This is a genomic window from Streptomyces sp. CT34, from assembly GCF_000805335.1.
Lineage (GTDB): Bacteria > Actinomycetota > Actinomycetes > Streptomycetales > Streptomycetaceae > Streptomyces.
Genome location: NZ_KN708638.1, coordinates 4,846,615 through 4,864,012, shown reverse-complemented (window position 1 = coordinate 4,864,012; position 17,398 = coordinate 4,846,615). Strand labels below are relative to the sequence as shown.

At 72.2% G+C, this 17,398-nt stretch carries 15 protein-coding genes and 1 riboswitch; of the genes, 7 read left to right on the top strand and 8 right to left on the bottom strand.

Going from position 1 to position 17,398, the window contains the following annotated elements; all coding sequences use genetic code 11:
* The first annotated feature begins 142 nt into the window (after window positions 1–142).
* Window positions 143–1,198, top strand: coding sequence for a hypothetical protein (locus RZ84_RS21355; protein WP_052230066.1), 1,056 nt, complete (start codon window positions 143–145; stop codon window positions 1,196–1,198).
* 286 nt (window positions 1,199–1,484) lie between these two features.
* On the opposite strand, the gene RZ84_RS21350 is transcribed toward RZ84_RS21355, so the two are convergent.
* The 5 genes from RZ84_RS21350 to thrC form a co-directional block, all read right to left on the bottom strand.
* Window positions 1,485–2,207 carry a DUF998 domain-containing protein gene (locus RZ84_RS21350; protein ID WP_241777799.1) on the bottom strand — a complete coding sequence of 241 codons (723 nt, stop codon included), beginning with the start codon at window positions 2,205–2,207 and terminating at the stop codon, window positions 1,485–1,487.
* Between the two features lie 508 nt (window positions 2,208–2,715).
* Window positions 2,716–4,341 (bottom strand): chaperonin GroEL, encoded by a 1,626-nt coding sequence (gene groL / locus RZ84_RS21345; protein WP_043265632.1) that lies wholly within the window; start codon window positions 4,339–4,341, stop codon window positions 2,716–2,718.
* A gap of 403 nt (window positions 4,342–4,744) precedes the next feature.
* Entirely contained in the window at window positions 4,745–4,948 is a 204-nt protein-coding gene (locus tag RZ84_RS21340; RefSeq protein ID WP_010035953.1) for a cold-shock protein, read from the bottom strand.
* A 446-nt stretch (window positions 4,949–5,394) separates the two neighbouring features.
* A complete protein-coding gene (locus RZ84_RS21335) occupies window positions 5,395–5,673 on the bottom strand; it encodes a MoaD/ThiS family protein (RefSeq protein WP_043265631.1) in 279 nt (92 codons plus the stop codon).
* A 72-nt stretch (window positions 5,674–5,745) separates the two neighbouring features.
* Window positions 5,746–7,062: a threonine synthase gene (thrC, locus tag RZ84_RS21330; RefSeq protein WP_043265630.1), complete on the bottom strand. Its 1,317-nt coding sequence runs from the start codon at window positions 7,060–7,062 to the stop codon at window positions 5,746–5,748.
* Window positions 7,063–7,079: 17 nt separating this feature from the next.
* A riboswitch (SAM riboswitch) is annotated at window positions 7,080–7,228 on the bottom strand.
* Between the two features lie 174 nt (window positions 7,229–7,402).
* Between thrC and RZ84_RS21325 the strand changes: the two genes are divergently transcribed.
* The 4 genes from RZ84_RS21325 (at window position 7,403) to RZ84_RS21310 (ending at window position 11,937) form a co-directional block, all read left to right on the top strand.
* Window positions 7,403–8,389, top strand: coding sequence for a glucosyl-3-phosphoglycerate synthase (locus tag RZ84_RS21325; protein WP_043265629.1), 987 nt, complete (start codon window positions 7,403–7,405; stop codon window positions 8,387–8,389).
* Window positions 8,390–8,438: 49 nt separating this feature from the next.
* Complete coding sequence (locus RZ84_RS21320) at window positions 8,439–9,932, top strand: alpha,alpha-trehalose-phosphate synthase (UDP-forming) (RefSeq protein ID WP_043265628.1); 1,494 nt, start codon at window positions 8,439–8,441, stop codon at window positions 9,930–9,932.
* 103 nt (window positions 9,933–10,035) lie between these two features.
* Window positions 10,036–11,157, top strand: a complete 1,122-nt coding sequence (locus RZ84_RS21315; protein WP_198540021.1) for a cytochrome c oxidase assembly protein — start codon at window positions 10,036–10,038, stop codon at window positions 11,155–11,157.
* A 105-nt stretch (window positions 11,158–11,262) separates the two neighbouring features.
* Window positions 11,263–11,937: a hypothetical protein gene (locus tag RZ84_RS21310; RefSeq protein ID WP_043265627.1), complete on the top strand. Its 675-nt coding sequence runs from the start codon at window positions 11,263–11,265 to the stop codon at window positions 11,935–11,937.
* Between the two features lie 118 nt (window positions 11,938–12,055).
* Here RZ84_RS21310 and otsB read toward each other — a convergent pair whose 3' ends face one another.
* The 3 genes from otsB to RZ84_RS21295 all read right to left on the bottom strand — a co-directional run bounded on the left by otsB (window position 12,056) and on the right by RZ84_RS21295 (window position 14,728).
* Complete coding sequence (gene otsB / locus RZ84_RS21305) at window positions 12,056–12,973, bottom strand: trehalose-phosphatase (protein WP_043265626.1); 918 nt, start codon at window positions 12,971–12,973, stop codon at window positions 12,056–12,058.
* Window positions 12,974–13,086: 113 nt separating this feature from the next.
* Window positions 13,087–13,305, bottom strand: a complete 219-nt coding sequence (locus tag RZ84_RS21300) for a DUF3263 domain-containing protein (protein WP_043270452.1) — start codon at window positions 13,303–13,305, stop codon at window positions 13,087–13,089.
* A gap of 202 nt (window positions 13,306–13,507) precedes the next feature.
* Complete coding sequence (locus RZ84_RS21295) at window positions 13,508–14,728, bottom strand: extracellular solute-binding protein (protein ID WP_241777798.1); 1,221 nt, start codon at window positions 14,726–14,728, stop codon at window positions 13,508–13,510.
* Between the two features lie 346 nt (window positions 14,729–15,074).
* On the opposite strand from RZ84_RS21295, the gene RZ84_RS21290 reads away from it, so the two are divergent.
* Complete coding sequence (locus RZ84_RS21290) at window positions 15,075–16,007, top strand: ROK family protein (protein ID WP_043265624.1); 933 nt, start codon at window positions 15,075–15,077, stop codon at window positions 16,005–16,007.
* On the top strand, window positions 16,007–17,236 hold the full coding sequence (gene nagA / locus RZ84_RS21285; protein ID WP_043265623.1) for an N-acetylglucosamine-6-phosphate deacetylase: 1,230 nt from the start codon (window positions 16,007–16,009) through the stop codon (window positions 17,234–17,236). Before RZ84_RS21290 ends, nagA begins: the two co-directional genes overlap by 1 nt.
* Window positions 17,237–17,398 lie beyond the last annotated feature (162 nt).

The following is a 17,398-nucleotide window of genomic DNA, read 5'->3' as shown; positions in this document are numbered from 1 at the left end:
TTTGCCACACGACGTATCGTCGGTTTAGCGTGCGCAGCAAGAAATCGACCCCGACAGGCGCTAGCAACACCGGCCGGGGTCTCACCGGGGATCGGAACCATCGATCCCGTGGCGTACCAACAAGATCGGAACCATCGATCCCGTGGCTTACGAAAACTCTAGCTCTTCCCAGCACCTCTCCGCACTCCCGCACCCCCTCGCGAAGCCGGGTTTCGGCAAACGCAGCGCCCCCGGTCAACGTCCGGCCCGGCCCTGCGACTTCGCACATCTGCCGCGCCGTGAGGCGTCGGTCGCCGCGTACCTCGACCAGCTGCCCGAAGGGGCGGACATCTCCGTGAAGACGCTGGCCAAGGTGCTGCCGGACTACGGCCAGTGCGCGCTGCGGACCGTACGGCGGCGGCTGTCCGAGGCGGGTCATCTGCGGCAGTTCACCGAGCACCTGATGAGTGACGACGGCAGTCAGCAATGGGTGACGCGGACGTACTTCTCGCGGACTCCGCGGGATGATGCCTGGTGGGCGGCCTTACGCGCCGGGAACGTTCCGACGGCCGCGCCGGCGTCGCCGTCGGCCGACCGGCCCCAGGAGGAGCCGCCGGACGCCCCCGAGGACGATCCGCCGCCCGCGCCGCGTCCGCAGCGCCCCTACAGCCGGGCGTACGCGCTGCTCGCCTCGCTCGGCCGGACGGAACCGCGGATGACGCTCTCGGCGGCGGACTGCACGGCCCTGGAGGCGTACGCCGAGGAGTGGCTGGCGCGGGGCGCGTCGCCGGAACAGGTACTGGCCGCGCTGACGGCGGGGCTGCCGCCGCGGGTCCACCACCCGGGGCGGTTCGCGCACCGCAGGCTCGTCGACAAGTTGCCGCCGATGACGGCCGAAGCCGCCCGGGAGCGGCCCCCCGGTCCCGGCGCAGGGACCGGCACAGGGCCCGGCACCGTCAGCGGCCTCGGTCCACCCGGCGCTCTCGATCCCCCCACGCCCCTACGGATGATGGAGTGCACGGTCTGCGGGGTTCCAGGACTCCCGGCCGCGCTCCCCGGAGGGATCTGCGGCGCCTGCCGGGGCGAGGCCCCACCGGACCGTGGCCCGGCCCGCCTCCCACCCGCCCAAGTACGCGCCCACGCCGAGCAATTGCGCGCTCTCCACCGCGTATCGGCGCCCTCCAGGCCGCAAGTCGGCACCGCACAGACCAGGACATAGACCGTGGCGCGGTCCGGGACGGGACGCAGTGCGGGACGGGACGCGGTGCGGGACGGGACGCAGTGCGGGTCAGGACGCGGTCCGGGCCGGGAAGCGGTCCGGACCGGAAAGCAGTGCAGGCCGGGAAGCAGTGCAGGCCAGGCCCCCTACGGTGATCCCACTCACGACCGTCGCGCCACTCACGACCGTCGCACCGCTCAGGATCGCCGCACCGCGACGGGCCATCACACCGCGGCGAGCCATCACACCGCGACGGGCCATCACACCACGACGGTCATCGCACCGCTCAGCGCGTGGGCGCGAGGAGCGTTCGGCCGCTTCTCCGGGCCGCCCTGGCCAGTTCGGCGGAGAGCAGCACGAACCACACCCCCACCAGCATCAGATGCGTGCGCTGGGGGATGCCGTGCCAGCCGGGGTGGCCGAGGAGGGGGCCGACCGTCAGGACGGCGGCGGGCAGCGCGAGTGCCAGGACGCGGGTGCCCCAGCGGTGGATCAGCGGCAGACGACGGCGGTCGCGGGTGGCGGCGCGGCTGAGCAGCACCATCGAGGCGAACAGGAAGAAGTGGGCGAAGGCGCTGGTTGCGGTGTGCCACGGGTGGACGGCCTCGCAGCCGGGCTCCACGGAGGGCGCGCAGGTCATGGGGAGGAGGACGTCCCCCAGGGAGGACAGGCCCTGGCCGAGCATGGCCAGCCAGCCGATGCGTGCCCAGCGGCCGGGCACCGCGCGGGTGGCGAGCAGTGAGCCGGTGACGACCAGCAAGGCGCAGAAGCACTCCAGAGCGCCGAAGAGCCAGCGGAACGGTTGATCCGCGGCGTAGAGCTCGCTGACGTAGGAGTGCCGGGGATCGAGTCCGGTGGGCAGCAGGAACTCCAGCAGCCACCAGTTGTAGAGCAGCGCGGCGACGGCGAACATGACCGCCGCGCATGCCTCGCGGCCGGCCAGGGGGGCGAGCTGGTCAAGGTGCGGCTCGTACGGTGCGCGGGCACCGGTCCTCGTGGCGTTCGGCACGTGCGGGTCCTGTTCCGGTGGGGGCGGGCTGACAAGGCGAGGTTCCCTCCCGCAATGCCCGCTACGTTGGCGGGCCGGTCGTAGCGCGCCCTGCCATCACCCGACAGGCCGAACCGCTCCCCTGATCGCGCGAGCCGGCCCGTTCCGGCACCGCGTTCGCGTGTCCGCCGGCGAGGCCCGGCAATCGTCCACGCCGTCCCCGGCGACCTCGGCCGCTCCTGGCAGCGCCCGGACCGCCTGCCGTAACACCGGCCGGCGCTGCCGTGCCCCTGACCGGCCGGCCGCCATGTCGCCGTGCCCGCCCGGGAGTTCCGGGCGGGCACGGCGGACGGAACAGACAGACGGGCAGACGGAAGACACGGGGAGGGTGCAGGGACGGAATGCGCTCCCGGAACACGCGGAGGGGAGAACCGGAACACACGGAGGGGAAAACGCCGCCGGGGCGGTACCCCCTGGGAGAGGAGGTACCGCCCCGGCGAACGAGTGGACGGTGATCAACCGAGGTCGATCAGAAGTCCATGTCACCGCCCGGCATGCCGCCCGGAGCGCCCGCAGCGGCGGCCTTCTCCGGCTTGTCGGCGATGACGGCCTCGGTGGTGAGGAACAGCGCGGCGATCGACGCGGCGTTCTGCAGCGCGGAGCGCGTCACCTTGGCCGGGTCGATGATGCCCTCGGCGATCATGTCGACGTAGTCGCCGGTCGCGGCGTTCAGGCCGTGACCCGGGGTCAGGTTGCGCACCTTCTCCACGATGACGCCACCCTCCAGGCCGGCGTTCACGGAGATCTGCTTGAGCGGGGCCTCCAGGGCCAGCTTGACGGCGGCGGCACCGGTGGCCTCGTCGCCCTCCAGCTCCAGCTTCTCGAAGACCGAGGAAGCCTGGAGCAGGGCCACGCCACCGCCGGCGACGATGCCCTCCTCGACGGCCGCCTTCGCGTTGCGGACGGCGTCCTCGATGCGGTGCTTGCGCTCCTTGAGCTCGACCTCGGTCGCGGCACCGGCCTTGATGACGGCCACGCCGCCGGCCAGCTTCGCGAGGCGCTCCTGGAGCTTCTCGCGGTCGTAGTCCGAGTCGCTGTTCTCGATCTCGGCGCGGATCTGGTTGACCCGGCCCTGGACCTGCTCGCTGTCGCCGGCACCGTCGACGATGGTGGTCTCGTCCTTGGTGATGACGACCTTGCGGGCGCGGCCGAGCAGGTCGAGACCGGCGTTCTCCAGCTTGAGGCCGACCTCCTCGGAGATGACGGTGCCACCGGTGAGGATGGCGATGTCGCCGAGCATGGCCTTGCGGCGGTCACCGAAGCCCGGGGCCTTGACGGCGACGGACTTGAAGGTGCCACGGATCTTGTTGACGACCAGGGTCGACAGGGCCTCGCCCTCGACGTCCTCGGCGATGATCAGCAGCGGCTTGCCGGACTGCATGACCTTCTCCAGGAGCGGCAGCAGGTCCTTCACGCTGCCGATCTTGGAGTTGACGATGAGGATGTACGGGTCCTCGAGCGCGGCCTCCATGCGCTCCATGTCGGTCGCGAAGTACGCCGAGATGTAGCCCTTGTCGAAGCGCATACCCTCGGTGAGCTCCAGCTCCAGACCGAAGGTCTGGGACTCCTCGACGGTGATGACGCCTTCCTTGCCGACCTTGTCCATCGCCTCGGCGATCAGCTCGCCGATCTGCGGGTCGGCGGCGGAGATGGACGCGGTGGAGGCGATCTGCTCCTTGGTCTCGATCTCCTTGGCCTGGTCGAGCAGTGCACCGGAGACGGCCTCGACGGCCTTCTCGATGCCGCGCTTCAGGGCCATCGGGTTGGCGCCGGCGGCGACGTTGCGCAGGCCCTCGCGGACCAGCGCCTGGGCGAGGACGGTCGCGGTCGTCGTGCCGTCACCGGCGACGTCGTCCGTCTTCTTCGCGACCTCCTTGACCAGCTCGGCGCCGATCTTCTCGTACGCGTCCTCCAGCTCGATCTCCTTGGCGATGGAGACACCATCGTTGGTGATCGTGGGGGCGCCCCACTTCTTCTCAAGGACGACGTTGCGGCCCTTGGGGCCGAGGGTGACCTTGACGGCGTCGGCGAGCTGGTTCATACCGCGCTCAAGGCCGCGCCGCGCCTCCTCGTCGAACGCGATGATCTTGGCCATGTGAAGTGGTCCTCCCGGACTGGGGTGGAGAAAGCTCGGACCGCGCTGGCGCCCGCGACGGACGGCCTGCATGCCTTGTGGTTCCTTGCCCCACCCGGCCTGCGGGCCTCACCGACCCGGTCCACATTCAGCACTCTCACGGGGAGAGTGCTAACGCAATGATTAGCACTCGACCCTGTCGAGTGCAAGCGCTCACCGGCCTTCCCACACTCCCGCGCCCGCCCTGGGCGCCCGCCCCACGCCGTCCGTGCGCCGTGCGCAACTCCGGACCCGCGCGCCGGGGCCCGGCGGCGCGCCCGGCGGGGCACCTGCGCCCCGCGGGCGGCGGCCGGGGCGGCAGCAGGAAGGCCCGCACCCCATGAGTTGGGGTGCGGGCCTTCCCGACGCGCAGTCGGTCGCCGCCTCAGGCGCTGACCCGAACCATGTCCGCCTGCGGCCCCTTCTGGCCCTGCGAGATCTCGAATTCGACCCGCTGACCCTCCTCAAGGGTGCGGTAACCGTCCATCTGGATCGCGCTGTAGTGGACGAATACATCCGCACCACCGTCGACCGCGATGAAGCCGTACCCCTTCTCCGCGTTGAACCACTTGACGGTGCCCTGAGCCATGCCTAACTCCCCTATTACTGGCCCTTGCGCAGGACCGCACTCCGCGGACCCGGGTCAGACCTCACCCCGCGAATGGCCCGTGGGGTGTGCGCCGGAACGCGTCGACCGCCGCTGAATGTATCTGGACCGATGCCCAGCGCAACAGGTCAATCGGACGAGAATTCTGACGGCGGGGAATCGGCAATATGGCCGGAAGTCCCAATATTCCGGCGCAATTCGGGCCGGGAATAAGCCACGTAAGCGACAAAAGCCGTGCATACTTTGAACACAACTCGCCGCGCTCTCATATGCGTTGGGCACGCGCGCGGAGATAGGCGGAGGGGGATCGCCCCAATGGTATCCCCTTTCACAACGCGGAATTGCCCCGTCCGTTTATGCCGGACGGGGCAATTTCGGTCAAGCGACGGAAGGTTTGGCGCAAATGAGGCGCCAAATGCGGCAGATGCTCAGCAACCGCCGGCGACCGCGGGAATGATCGAGACGCCCGCACCGTCCGGGGTGGGGGTCTCAAGGCCCTGCTCGAAGCGGACGTCGTCGTCATTCACATAGACGTTCACAAAGCGGCGGAGCTTGCCCGCGTCGTCCAGCACACGGGCCGCGATGCCCTGGTGGTTCTTCTCCAGGTCGGCGATCACCTCGGAGAGGGTCGCGCCCTCGGCGGCCACCTCGGCCTCGCCGCCGGTGTAGGTACGGAGGATGGTGGGGATGCGGACCTTGACGCTCATGGTTCTGCCTTCCAGCGGTGCGGGGTGGGACTGTCGGGGCTGCCCGGCGGCAGCGTAGGGGCGAAAGCGGGCTCAGCCGGCCAGGCCGGCCGTGCGGAACGCGTCCAGGTCCGGGCGGATGGTGGCCGTGGGACCGGAGGCGACGGCGTCGAGGGTCTTCAGGCCGTCACCGGTGTTCAGCACGACCGTGGTCAGCGACGGGTCGAGCACCCCGTCCTCGATGAGCTTCCTGGTCACGCCGACGGTCACACCGCCCGCGGTCTCCGCGAAGATCCCCTCCGTACGGGCCAGCAGCCTGATCGCGTCCACGATCTGCTCGTCGTCGACGTCCTCGACCGCACCGCCGGTGCGGCGCGCGATGTCGAGCACGTACGGACCGTCGGCCGGGTTGCCGATCGCCAGCGACTTGGCGATGGTGTTCGGCTTCTGCGGCCGTACGACGTCGTGCCCGGCCTTGAAGGCGGCCGACACCGGCGAGCAGCCCTCGGCCTGCGCGCCGAAGATCTTGTACGGCCGGTCCTCGACGAGGCCGAGGGCGATCAGCTCCTTGAGCCCCTTGTCGATCTTGGTGAGCTGCGAGCCGGAGGCGATCGGGATGACGAGCTGGTCCGGCAGCCGCCAGCCCAGCTGCTCGCAGATCTCGTACGCCAGCGTCTTGGAGCCCTCGCCGTAGTACGGGCGGAGGTTGACGTTGACGAAGCCCCAGCCCTCGCCCAGCGGGTCGCCGATGAGCTCCGAGCAGAAGCGGTTGACGTCGTCGTAGTTGCCCTCGATGCCGACCAGGTCGCCGCCGTAGACCGCGGCCATCACGACCTTGCCGGCCTCCAGGTCGTGCGGGATGAAGACACAGGACTTGAAGCCGGCGCGGCGCGCCGCGGCGCCGACCGCACCGGCCAGGTTGCCGGTCGAGGAGCAGGACAGGGTGGTGAAGCCGAAGGCGCGGGCGGCCTCGACGGCGATCGCGACGACCCGGTCCTTGAAGGAGTGGGTCGGGTTGCCGGAGTCGTCCTTCACGTACAGGCCGCCGGTGACGCCCAGTTCGGCGGCGAGCCGGTCGGCCTTGACGAGCTTGGTGAAGCCGGGGTTGAGGTTGGGCTTGTCGGCCACGTCCGCGGGGACGGGGAGCAGCGGGGCGTAGCGCCAGATGTTGTCCGGGCCGGCCGCGATCCGCTTCTTCAGCCCCTCGGGGTCCCCGGCCGGCAGCTCGTAGGCGACTTCGAGCGGGCCGAAACATTCCTGGCACGCGAAGATCGGACCGAGGTCGAAGCGCTGCCCGCACTCGCGGCAGGAGAGCGCGACGGCGGGGCCGAGGATGGGGGTCCCCCCTGGACGGGGCCTGTCGGAGTCCTTGGGGGACGAGGGAGTGGATTCGGTGACTTGCACAGCCATGGAGGCGAGGCCCTTTCTCCTCATCTTCCTCACGACGCATCTCGCCGTGAGACGGATTTGGCACCTTCCCTAGCCGGGAGCCTCGCGCGCAGTGCTGCGGCGGAGACCGACTGGAGGGTTGCCGGGGCTTCAACGGGCCGTATCCCTCTGCCCCTCTGGATGAGCGGTATGGCGCTGGGCGGACCCAGGCGTTTGTGGCGCGGCGACCCCGACATGCAACGGTCATCCGCGTTGTTCAAGACTGTAACCGAAGGCGCTGATGGTGGAGATAGTCGTCCGAACCGCGAGATGGATCACACAGCGGTCGCCCCCGGGGCGGCCATCGAGGAGAGTCGTAGACGTGCTGGAAGAGGTGGAGCGCTGGCTCGGCAGCCGCTCCTGGTCCGCCGCGGACCGGCCGCTGGAGCAGCTGCTGGAGGCGAAGCGCCGGACGGGCCGGACGGTCAGCGTGGTGCTGCCCGCGCTCGACGAGGAGGCCACGGTCGGCGCGATCGTCGCGACGATCCGGGCCGAGCTGATGACCGACGACGTGCCGCTGGTCGACGAGCTGGTGGTGCTGGACTCGGGCTCCACCGACCGCACCGCAGAGGTCGCCGCCGCGGCCGGCGCCCGGGTCGTCCACCGGGACTGCGTGCTGCCCCGGATTCCGGCGGTGCCCGGCAAGGGCGAGGTCCTGTGGCGCTCCCTTCTGGTCACCACCGGCGACATCGTCTGCTTCGTGGACGCCGATCTGCGGGAGTTCTCCGCCGGCTTCGTCTCCGGGATCGTCGGCCCGCTGCTGACCGACCCGGAGATCCAGTTCGTCAAGGCGATGTACGACCGGCCGCTGGAGACCGGGGCCGGGCCGGCGGCGGCCGGCCGGGGCGGGCGTCCCGGCGGCGAGCAGGGCGGGCGGGTGACCGAGCTGGTGGCCCGGCCGCTGCTGAATCTGCACTGGCCGCTGCTGGCCGGCTTCGTGCAGCCGCTGGGCGGTGAGTACGGGCCCCGCCGTTCGCTGCTGGAGCGGCTGCCGTTCCCGGTCGGGTACGGGGTCGAGCTGGGTCTGCTGGTGGACGCGCTGCACACCGTCGGGCTGGACGCGCTGGCGCAGGTGGACGTGGGGGTGCGCAAGCACCGCCACCAGGGCGGGCAGGCCCTGGGACGGATGGCCGCGGCGATCTACCGGACCGCGCAACTCCGGCTGGCCCGTGGGCACTTGGTGCGTCCCCGGCTCACCCAGTTCGACCGCGGCGAGCACGGTTTCGTACCGCGGACGACGGACGTGGACACCGAGGAGCGTCCGCCGATGGCCGAAATCCCCGAATACGCGGAACGGCGGGCGGCCTGAGGGACGATCCGTACGTTTGCGCGGATCGGTCAGTGGTTAATGTCGCGACATGGTCTCCGAGCGCAGTGCGGTCCAGCCAGGTGCCGAGGTTCTCGTCGCGTCCAACCGTGGGCCGGTGTCGTACGCCTTGGGAGCGGACGGGGAGCTGACCGCCAGGCGGGGCGGCGGGGGGCTGGTGTCGGGGCTGTCGGCGATCGGTCCGGAGACCGATGCGGTGTGGGTGTGCTCGGCGCTGGGGGACGGTGACCGGGAGGCGGTGCGGCGGACCGGGGGGCTGCTGGATGTCGCCGACACCGGTGGACAGCGTGTCCGGATGCTGGACGTGCCGGCCGATGTGCACGTCGCCGCGTACAACGGCATCGCCAACTCCGTGCTGTGGTTCGTGCACCACATGCTGTACCAGACGCCCGTGGAGCCGGTGTTCGACGCGGACTTCCGCGGCCAGTGGGCGGCGTACGAGGCGTACAACGCGGCGTTCGCCACCGCGCTCGCGGACTGCGCGAGTCCGGGGGCGGCGGTGCTGGTGCAGGACTACCACCTGGCGCTGGTGCCGGGGATGCTGCGCGAGGTGCGGCCGGACGTGCGGATCGCGCACTTCTCGCACACGCCCTGGGCGCCGCCGGAGTACTTCGCGATGCTGCCCGACGACATCCAGCGGCAGCTGGTGCTGGGGATTCTCGGCGCGGACCGGGCGAACTTCCTGACCGAGCGGTGGGCGCGGGCGTTCACGGCGTGCTGCGAGCGGGCGCTGGGCGGCGACTGCACGGCGCACTGGCCGCGGCACGAGGTGCCCAGCGTCATCGCGATGCCGCCGGACCGCAAGGCGCACCGGACCCGGATCGGGGTGCACGGCCTGGGGGCCGATGCGGAGTTCCTGCGGGAGCGGTCGCGGCGGGCCGATGTCGAGGAGCGGATGGCGGCGCTGCGGGAGCAGATCGGCGGGGCGGACCGGAAGACGATCGTCCGGGTCGACCGGACGGAGCTGTCCAAGAACATCGTGCGCGGGCTGCTGGCGTACCGGCGGCTGCTGGCCGACCGCCCGGAGTGGCGGGAGCGGGTGGTGCACCTCGCGTTCGCCTATCCCTCGCGGCAGGATCTGCCCGTCTACCGCGACTACACCGCCCAGGTCGGCCGGCTCGCGGACGAGATCAACGCCGAGTTCGGGACGGCCGGCTGGCAGCCGGTCGTGCTGCACGTGAAGGACGACTTCGCGCGGTCGCTGGCGGCGTACCGGCTCGCGGACGTGGCGCTGGTCAATCCGATCCGGGACGGGATGAACCTCGTCGCGAAGGAGGTTCCGGTGGTGTCCGACGCGGGCTGTGCGCTGGTGCTGTCGCGGGAGGCGGGCGCCTGGGAGGAGCTGGGCGAGGACGCGCTGGGGGTCAATCCGTACGACGTCGGGGCGACCGCGGAGGCGCTGCACACGGCGCTGTCGATGCCCGCCGGGGAGCGGGCGGAGCGCAGTGCGCGGCTGGCCGCGGCGGCCACCGCGCTGCCGCCGGCGCGGTGGTTCCTGGAGCAGTTGCGGGCGCTGGCGGAGTGAGCGGCCGCGGGTCGGGCCCGGCTGCCCTTCAGGGGCTCGGGCGGGGGCGCCCCGAGGTGCCCCGCCGGTAGATCGTTCGCGGGCCCGGCTAGCGTGGTGGTCCGTGACAGAGACAACGCTTGCGACCACGACGCTCGCGGCCGGTCTGCCGGAGCTCACCGCGGGGCGGCTGGTCGGCAGCTGGCAGCTCGACCCGTACGCGCTCGTGCTGGTGCTCGTACTGGGCGGCCTGTACGCCTGGGGAGTGGTCCGGCTGGCGCGGCGCGGGGAGCGGTGGCCGGTGGCGCGGACGGTGGCGTTCGCGGGCCTGGGGCTCGGGGCGGTCGTGGCGGCGACCATGTCCGGGCTGGCGGTCTACGACCACGAGCTGTTCTGGCCGGCCGCGGTGCAGAACATCGTGCTCGATCTGATCGCGCCGCTCGGGCTGGCACTCGGCGATCCGCTCTCGCTGGCGCTGCGGGCGCTGCCCGAGGACGGCCGTACGGCGCGCCGGCTGCGCTCGGCGATCTCCGGGCGGGTACTGCGGCTGCTGACGTTTCCGCTGGTCAGTACCGTTCTGGTGCTCTCCTCCGAGCTGGCGATCTACTTCACGCCGTACTTTTCGACGGCGCTGCGGCACGGCCCGCTGCACGAGCTGATGTATCTGCAACTGATCGTCACCGGCAGCCTGTTCGTGCTGCCGATGCTCACCCGCGAGGAGTTGCTGCCCGCGTGGTGCAGCCATCCGGTGCGGGCGCTGCTGGTGTTGGTGGACGGGCTGGTCGACGCGGTGCCCGGGATCGTGGTGATGACCAGCGGGACGCTGATCGCGGGCGGCTGGTACACATCCCGGCACCGGCCGTGGGGCCCGGGTCCGCAGCAGGACCAGATGCTCGGCGGCGGGCTGATGCTGACGATCGCGGAGCTGGTCGGGCTGCCGTTCATGATCGCGGTGTTCGCGGAGTGGGTGCGGGCGGAGCGCGGCCGGACGGCGGCGCTGGACGCTCGGCTGGACCGCGAGCTGACGGTGGTCGCCCCCGCGGCGGCTGCGGAGGCGGCCGGGCGGGCGGCCGAGGACACCGGCGGCACCGGCAACTCCGGCAGCACCGGGGACAACGGCGACGCCGGCACGGCGGACGACGCGGCTGTACGGGACGAACCCTCCGTTCCGCAGCCCGAGTTGACCCGACCCTGGTGGGAGACCGATCAGGGCGCGGTGGGCGAGCGCTTCCGTCGGGGGCGCTAGCACCCCCGGGGCCCGGCGCCCCGCGGATGCTCCCCCGTACCGCGGATGCTCCCCCGCACCCCCGTCGCGCGGCTGTGCGGGGCCGGAGTGGGGTAGTTCTTGTTCATGTCAATCTCCGCACGATGGGCCGCGGTTGCGGCCGTCACCGTACTGGCGACCACGCTCGCCGGCTGCTCGTCCGGCAAGAGCGGGTCCGACCCGAAGGGCGGCACCTCGAAGTCCGGGGCGGCGCCGGGCTCCTCCGCCTCCGCCCCGTCCGGGCCGATACCCGTCGGCCCCGGGCCGCAGTCCGCGTACACGGTCCAGAAGCAGCCCGACCCCGGCACCTGCCACGTCCACTACACCGCCGACAAGCAGCCGCTGCCCGACCCCAAGTGCACCCCCGGGGCGACCAACCCGAAGGTCACGCCGCAGACGCTGAAGGCCACCATCTGCTCCAGCGGCTACACCAAGGGCATCCGGCCGCCGGTCAACATCACCAACCGGGAGAAGGCCGCCAACGCCAAGTCGTACGGCTACACCGGCTCGATGCACGACGCCGAGTACGACCACCTCATCAGCCTCCAGCTGGGCGGCGACCCCAACGATCCGCGCAACCTGTGGGTGGAGCCGCCGTCCCCGGGGCACAAGCCGGGCGCCGGGCCGAACAACCCCAAGGACGCGGTGGAGAACAAGCTCAAGACCGCCATCTGCTCCGGCAAGACCGACCTGGCCAAGGCACAGCAGGCCATCGCGCACGACTGGACGACGGCGCTGTCCTCCCTGGGCCTCAAGGAGTAGCCGGGGCAGGGGCGATCCGCCCTGGGCCGCAAGGAGTGGCCCGGCTGTCGGGGAACCGCCCCGGGCCGCGCGGAGGAGCGGCCCGGGGCGCCGCTGCTCCTTCCGGTCCCGGGCGGGGTCAGCTGCGGCTCTCGATGCGGTCGGCGAGGGCGCCGAGCAGCGCCACCACGCCCCGGGGGCCGTCGACGACCAGGTCGGCGCGCTCGGCCAGCTCGGTGACCTCGTTGCTGCCGCTGCACACCAGGACGCCGCCCGGCCCCTCGGAGCGCAGCTTCTCGATGGCGGCGAATGCTGCGAGGTCGCCGAGGTCGTCGCCCGCGTAGAGGACGGCGGCGGCGCCGGTCTCCCGTACCCAGTCGGCGAGCGCCACGCCCTTGTCCATGCCGGGCGGGCGCAACTCCAGTACCAGCCGGCCCGGTTCGACGATCAGGCCGTGCCGCTCGGCCAGTTCGGTGAGCGGTCCGCGCAGCGTCTCGAAGGCGTGCTGCGGGTCGGCGGCGCGGCGGGTGTGGACGGCGACGGCCCGGCCGCCCTTGTGCTCGACGGCGGTCTCGACCCAGGTGCCGTGCCAGACGCCGGAACGGTCCAGTACGCCGGGGAGTTCGGCCTGTACGGCGGCGATGCCGGGGTGCGGGGCGGGGGCGTGCAGCGCGCCGGTCGCGGCGTCCCAGCGCTCGGCGCCGTAGTGGCCGAGGACGACGAGGTGGTCCAGGCCCGGCAGGCCGTCGAAGCCGCCGAGGCGGACCGCCACGGCGGCCGGGCGGCCGGTGATGACGGCGACCGCGCGCAGGTGCGGGGCGAGCCGGGCGAGGGCGGCGGTGGCGCCGGGGTGGGCGCGGGCCTTGGCCGGGTCGGGGACGATGTCGGCGAGCGTGCCGTCGAAGTCGAGGGCGACGACGGCGCGTTCGGGGTGCGCCAGCAGCGCGGCGAGGCCCTCGCGGCCGGCGGCGGAGTGCGGTACCGGGACGGCGGGGGGCGTCGGGGCCGGGTCCGGCGTCGGTTCGGGTTGCGGCGCGGCGTTCGGGGGGCTGCCCATGGGGCGACCCTACCGGCGGGGCACGGGCGCACGCCGGGGGCACGGGCGCATCGGGGCGGCGGGCCGGGCGCCGGGAGGGGCAGCGGAGGAGGCGGTCTGCGCCGGGAGGCGGTTCAGCGGCGGGCCCGGCGGGCGTCCCGTACGCGGCGCAGCCGGTTGACGGTCACCGGGTCGTGCGCCAGCGCCCGCGGGTCGTCGAGCAGTGCGTTGAGGAGCTGGTAGTAGCGGGTCGGGGAGATGCCGAGCTGTTCGCGGATGGCGCGCTCCTTGGCGCCGGGGCCGGACCAGGAGCGGCGTTCCACGGCGAGCACCGCCTCGTCGCGGGCGGACAGTCCGCGCTCCGCTCCCGCGCCGCCGGTGCCGTCTGCGCTGTCCGTGTCGTCTGCGCCTTCTGCGCCGCCTGTGCCGTCCACGTGGTCCGCCCTCACGTTCCCACGATAAGCCCACCGCCGGACCCCTCCGGGCGCCCGGTCCGGGGCCGCGGTGCCCGGCCCGGGGTCCCCGCGCCCGGTCCGCGGCCCGGGGTCCGCCGGCTCACTCGGCGGCGTTGTCGGCGGTGTCGGCGGTGTTCTGGATGTCGGTGAGCACCGCGGACGGGTTGCCCTGCGGGCCGACGGCGGCGCCCATCCGGGACTTGACGGTCTTGGAGACCAGCGGCCAGGACGTCTTGTTGGACGGGTAGAACTGGGCGGTGGGGAGCTGGGTGAGGAAGCCGTGCAGCTTGCTGAAGCGGTCGTCGGCGAGCATCGCCTGGGAGGCGGAGGTGGTGACCGGCAGCAGGTTGTAGTCCGCGGAGAACTTCAGGACGTTCTTGTCGCTGTAGACGAAGTCGAGGAACTTCCCGATCTGCTTGCGGTGGCCGTTCTGCTTGAACGCCATCATCCAGTCGGCGACCCCCATGGTGGCCTTGGCCTTGCCGTTGGTACCGGGGAGTTCGACGGTGCCGTAGTCGATGCCCTTGGCCTCGGCCTGCTTCATGAGAGTGGGGTGGCCGTTGAGCATGCCGACCTGGCCGTCGGCGAAGCCCGCGAAGGCGTCCCCGCGGTTGAGCTTGGCGGGGTCGGTGCCGGTGAGGCCCTTGCCGACCAGCTCCTTCTGGAGCCACTCGAAGGTCTTGACGTTGTCCGGCGAACTGACGGTGTATTTGCCGATGTTGTCGGTGTAGCCGCCGCCTCCGGCGAGCATCCACTCCAGCGTCTCGGCCTGCGTCTCCTCAGGACCGAGGGGCAGCGCGAAGGGTATTTTCACGCCGTGCGCCTTGAGCGCCTGGGCGTCGCTGACGATGTCGTCCCAGTTCTGCGGCGGGTTGGTGATGCCCGCCTGGGCGAAGAGCTTCTTGTTGTAGAAGAGCCGCCGGGTGCTGGCCCCGAAGGGCATGCCGTACTGGCGCCGCTGGTACTCGCCGGCCTCCGCGAGGGAGGGCGCGAAGTCGGCCTGGACGGGGATGGAGAGCAGGTCGTCGGCGGTGTAGAGATTGCCGTGCGCGGCGTAGTCGGCGTACGCGCCGACCTGGGCCATGTCGGGGGCCTTGCCGGCGTGGACCAGGTCCTCGACCTTCTTGTCGACATCGGTCCAGCTGTAGACGCTGACGTCGACCTTGATGCCGGGGTTCTTCTGCTCGAATTCGTGGACGAGCCGGTCCCAGTAGTGCTGGGAGCTGTTGGTCTTGCTGTCGCCGTAGTCCGCCGCGATCAGCTTGAGGGTGACATCGTTGCCGTCCGAGCTGCTTCCGCAGCCGGTAAGAGTCAGTGTCATGGTGGCGGCCAGTCCCACCGCCGCCAGGCTCACGTACCGCCGCTGCACCGCTGTTACCGCCCCTTTGTCCCGAATTTCCGTGTCTGCCGGGCTAGCCCCACCGCCGTCTCGGGGTTCGCCCTCGACCGACGCAGAACAGCGAGTCTCCCCACTGCCCCTCACAAGGTCTACACCACTCCCCATTCCGTTTCCCTATCGCCCCGCCCCTTGCGCAGGTCAGGCACCGTGTGGGATGGCGAAGACGAAATGCTACCCGTGCGTACCACAGATCCGAATTCGGGCGCCGGCGCGACCGCACCGGCGAGTGGACTAGACCTTTCATGGCGGATCGCGCGAAACTGTTCCCGTGAGACACGTCATCGCCCTTGATGTGGGCGGCACCGGAATGAAGGCCGCCCTCGCCGGGGCGGACGGCACCCTGCTGCACGAGGCGCGACGCCCCACCGGGCGCGAACGCGGCCCCGCCGACGTCGTCGAGACGATCCTCGGCTTCGCCACCGAGCTGCGCGACCTCGGCCGGGAGCGCTTCGGCAGCACCGCCGTGGCCGCCGGCGTCGCCGTCCCCGGCATCGTCGACGAGGCCGCGGGCATCGCCGTCTACGCCGCCAACCTCGGCTGGCGGGACGTACCGATGCGCGAGCTGCTGTCCCGGCGGCTCGGCGGGGTGCCGGTCGCCCTCGGCCACGACGTCCGCACCGGGGGCCTGGCCGAGGGCCGGATAGGAGCGGGCCGGGACACCGACCGGTTCCTCTTCGTCCCCCTCGGCACCGGGATCGCCGGCGCCATCGGGATCGGCGGCGGGATCGAGGCGGGCGCCCACGGGAGCGCCGGCGAGATCGGCCACATCGTCGTCCGGCCCGGCGGGCGCGAGTGCGGCTGCCGGCAGCGCGGCTGCCTGGAGACGGTGGCCTCGGCCGCGGCGGTGGGCCGCGACTGGGCGGCGGTCTGCGGCGATCCGGCGGCCGGCGCCGCCGACTGCGCCAGGGCCGTGGAGTCCGGCGACCGGCGCGCCCGGGAGGTCTGGCAGCACGCGGTGGACGCCCTCGCCGACGGCCTGGTCACCGCGCTCACCCTGCTCGACCCGCGGACGCTGATCATCGGCGGCGGGCTCGCCGAGGCGGGTGACACGCTGTTCGCGCCTCTGCGGGAAGCGGTCCGGCGGCGCGTTACGTTCCAGCGGCTCCCCTCGATCGTTCCGGCGGCCCTGGGGGACGCCGCCGGCTGCCTGGGCGCAGGACTGCTCGCCTGGGATCTTCTCTCCACGGAGGTAACCGCCTGATGGCACAGCAACAGTCCGCGGGACGGACCCCGGCCCCCCGGCGCACCGTCCTGGCCGGCGCCCGCATCGCCCGGCCGTCCGGCGTCGTCGACGGCGGCCGGCTCACCGTCGAGGGCACCCGTATCGCCGGGGTCCACAGCCGCGACGTGGACCGGGTGCCGGAGAACGGCGACGCAACCGCCGGAGCGGAGACGGTCGTCGAGCTGCCCGGGCACCTGATCGTCCCCGGCTTCGTCGACGTGCACGTGCACGGCGGAGGCGGCGGCTCCTTCTCGTCCGCCGACCCCGAGGAGTGCCTGAAGGTCATCGACACCCACCGCCGGCACGGCACCACCTCGATGGTCGCCTCCACCGTCACCGGCGAACTGGGCGACCTCGCCCGGCAGGCCGCGGTGCTGGCCGAGCTGGTCCAGCAGGGCGACCTGGCGGGCATCCACTTCGAGGGCCCGTTCATCTCCCCGCACCGCTGCGGCGCGCACCAGCCCGAGCTGCTGCGCGACCCGGACCCGGCCGACGTCCGCAAGCTCGTCGACGCCGCGCACGGCACCGCGAAGATGATGACCGTCGCCCCCGAACTGCCCGGCGGCCTGGACTCCGTACGGCTTCTCGCCGACGCCGGGGTGATCGCCGCCATCGGCCACACCGACTCCACCTACGACGCCACCCGCCGGGCCATCGACGCCGGCGCCACCGTCGCCACCCACCTCTTCAACGCGATGCCCGCACTGGGCCACCGGGCGCCCGGCCCGGTCGCCGCCCTCCTGGAGGACGAGCGGATCACCGTCGAGCTCATCAACGACGGCACCCATCTGCACCCCGCGGTCCTCCAGCTGGCCTTCCGCGAGGCGGGCGCCGAACGGGTCGCGTTCATCACGGACGCGATGGGCGCGGCCGGGATGACCGACGGGATGTATCCGCTCGGCCCGATGCGGGTCGAGGTCAAGGACGGCGTCGCGCGAATCAGCGAGGGCCCCACGGCCGGCTCCATCGCCGGCTCCACACTCACCCTGGACCGCGCCTTCCAACGCGCCGTCACCGTCGACGGCCTGACGATCGATCAGGCCGTGCGGGCGCTCTCCGCCACCCCCGCCCGGCTGCTGGGCATCGACGGCCGGACCGGCTCCCTCCAGACCGGCAAGGACGCCGACCTGGTGGTGCTGGACGCGGCCTGCGAACTGGTCGGCGTCATGCGCCGGGGCACATGGCTGGTGCGCCCGCCGGGCGCCTGAACCGACGGGCACCGGGTGTTGCCCGGCCGCCGGGCCGGCGGCCGGGCAGTACCGGGTGGCCGTTCCGGGTCTGGGCGTACCGGCATCCGCGATGGCATGATCGCTCGCGCACTTGTCCGTATGCCACCGCCGCACGCGGTGCCTTCACCCACGGCCGTCCGG

Excerpts from the sequence above, each read along its gene's own strand:
- nagA (WP_043265623.1), top strand. The coding sequence starts at position 16,007 with ATGGCACAGCAACAGTCCGCGGGACGGACCCCGGCCCCCCGGCGCACC.
- thrC (WP_043265630.1), bottom strand. The coding sequence starts at position 7,062 with ATGGCTGTGCAAGTCACCGAATCCACTCCCTCGTCCCCCAAGGACTCC.
- groL (WP_043265632.1), bottom strand. The coding sequence starts at position 4,341 with ATGGCCAAGATCATCGCGTTCGACGAGGAGGCGCGGCGCGGCCTTGAG.
- RZ84_RS21295 (WP_241777798.1), bottom strand. The coding sequence starts at position 14,728 with ATGACACTGACTCTTACCGGCTGCGGAAGCAGCTCGGACGGCAACGAT.
- otsB (WP_043265626.1), bottom strand. The coding sequence starts at position 12,973 with ATGGGCAGCCCCCCGAACGCCGCGCCGCAACCCGAACCGACGCCGGAC.
- RZ84_RS21340 (WP_010035953.1), bottom strand. The coding sequence starts at position 4,948 with ATGGCTCAGGGCACCGTCAAGTGGTTCAACGCGGAGAAGGGGTACGGC.
- RZ84_RS21320 (WP_043265628.1), top strand. The coding sequence starts at position 8,439 with ATGGTCTCCGAGCGCAGTGCGGTCCAGCCAGGTGCCGAGGTTCTCGTC.
- RZ84_RS21335 (WP_043265631.1), bottom strand. The coding sequence starts at position 5,673 with ATGAGCGTCAAGGTCCGCATCCCCACCATCCTCCGTACCTACACCGGC.
- RZ84_RS21310 (WP_043265627.1), top strand. The coding sequence starts at position 11,263 with ATGTCAATCTCCGCACGATGGGCCGCGGTTGCGGCCGTCACCGTACTG.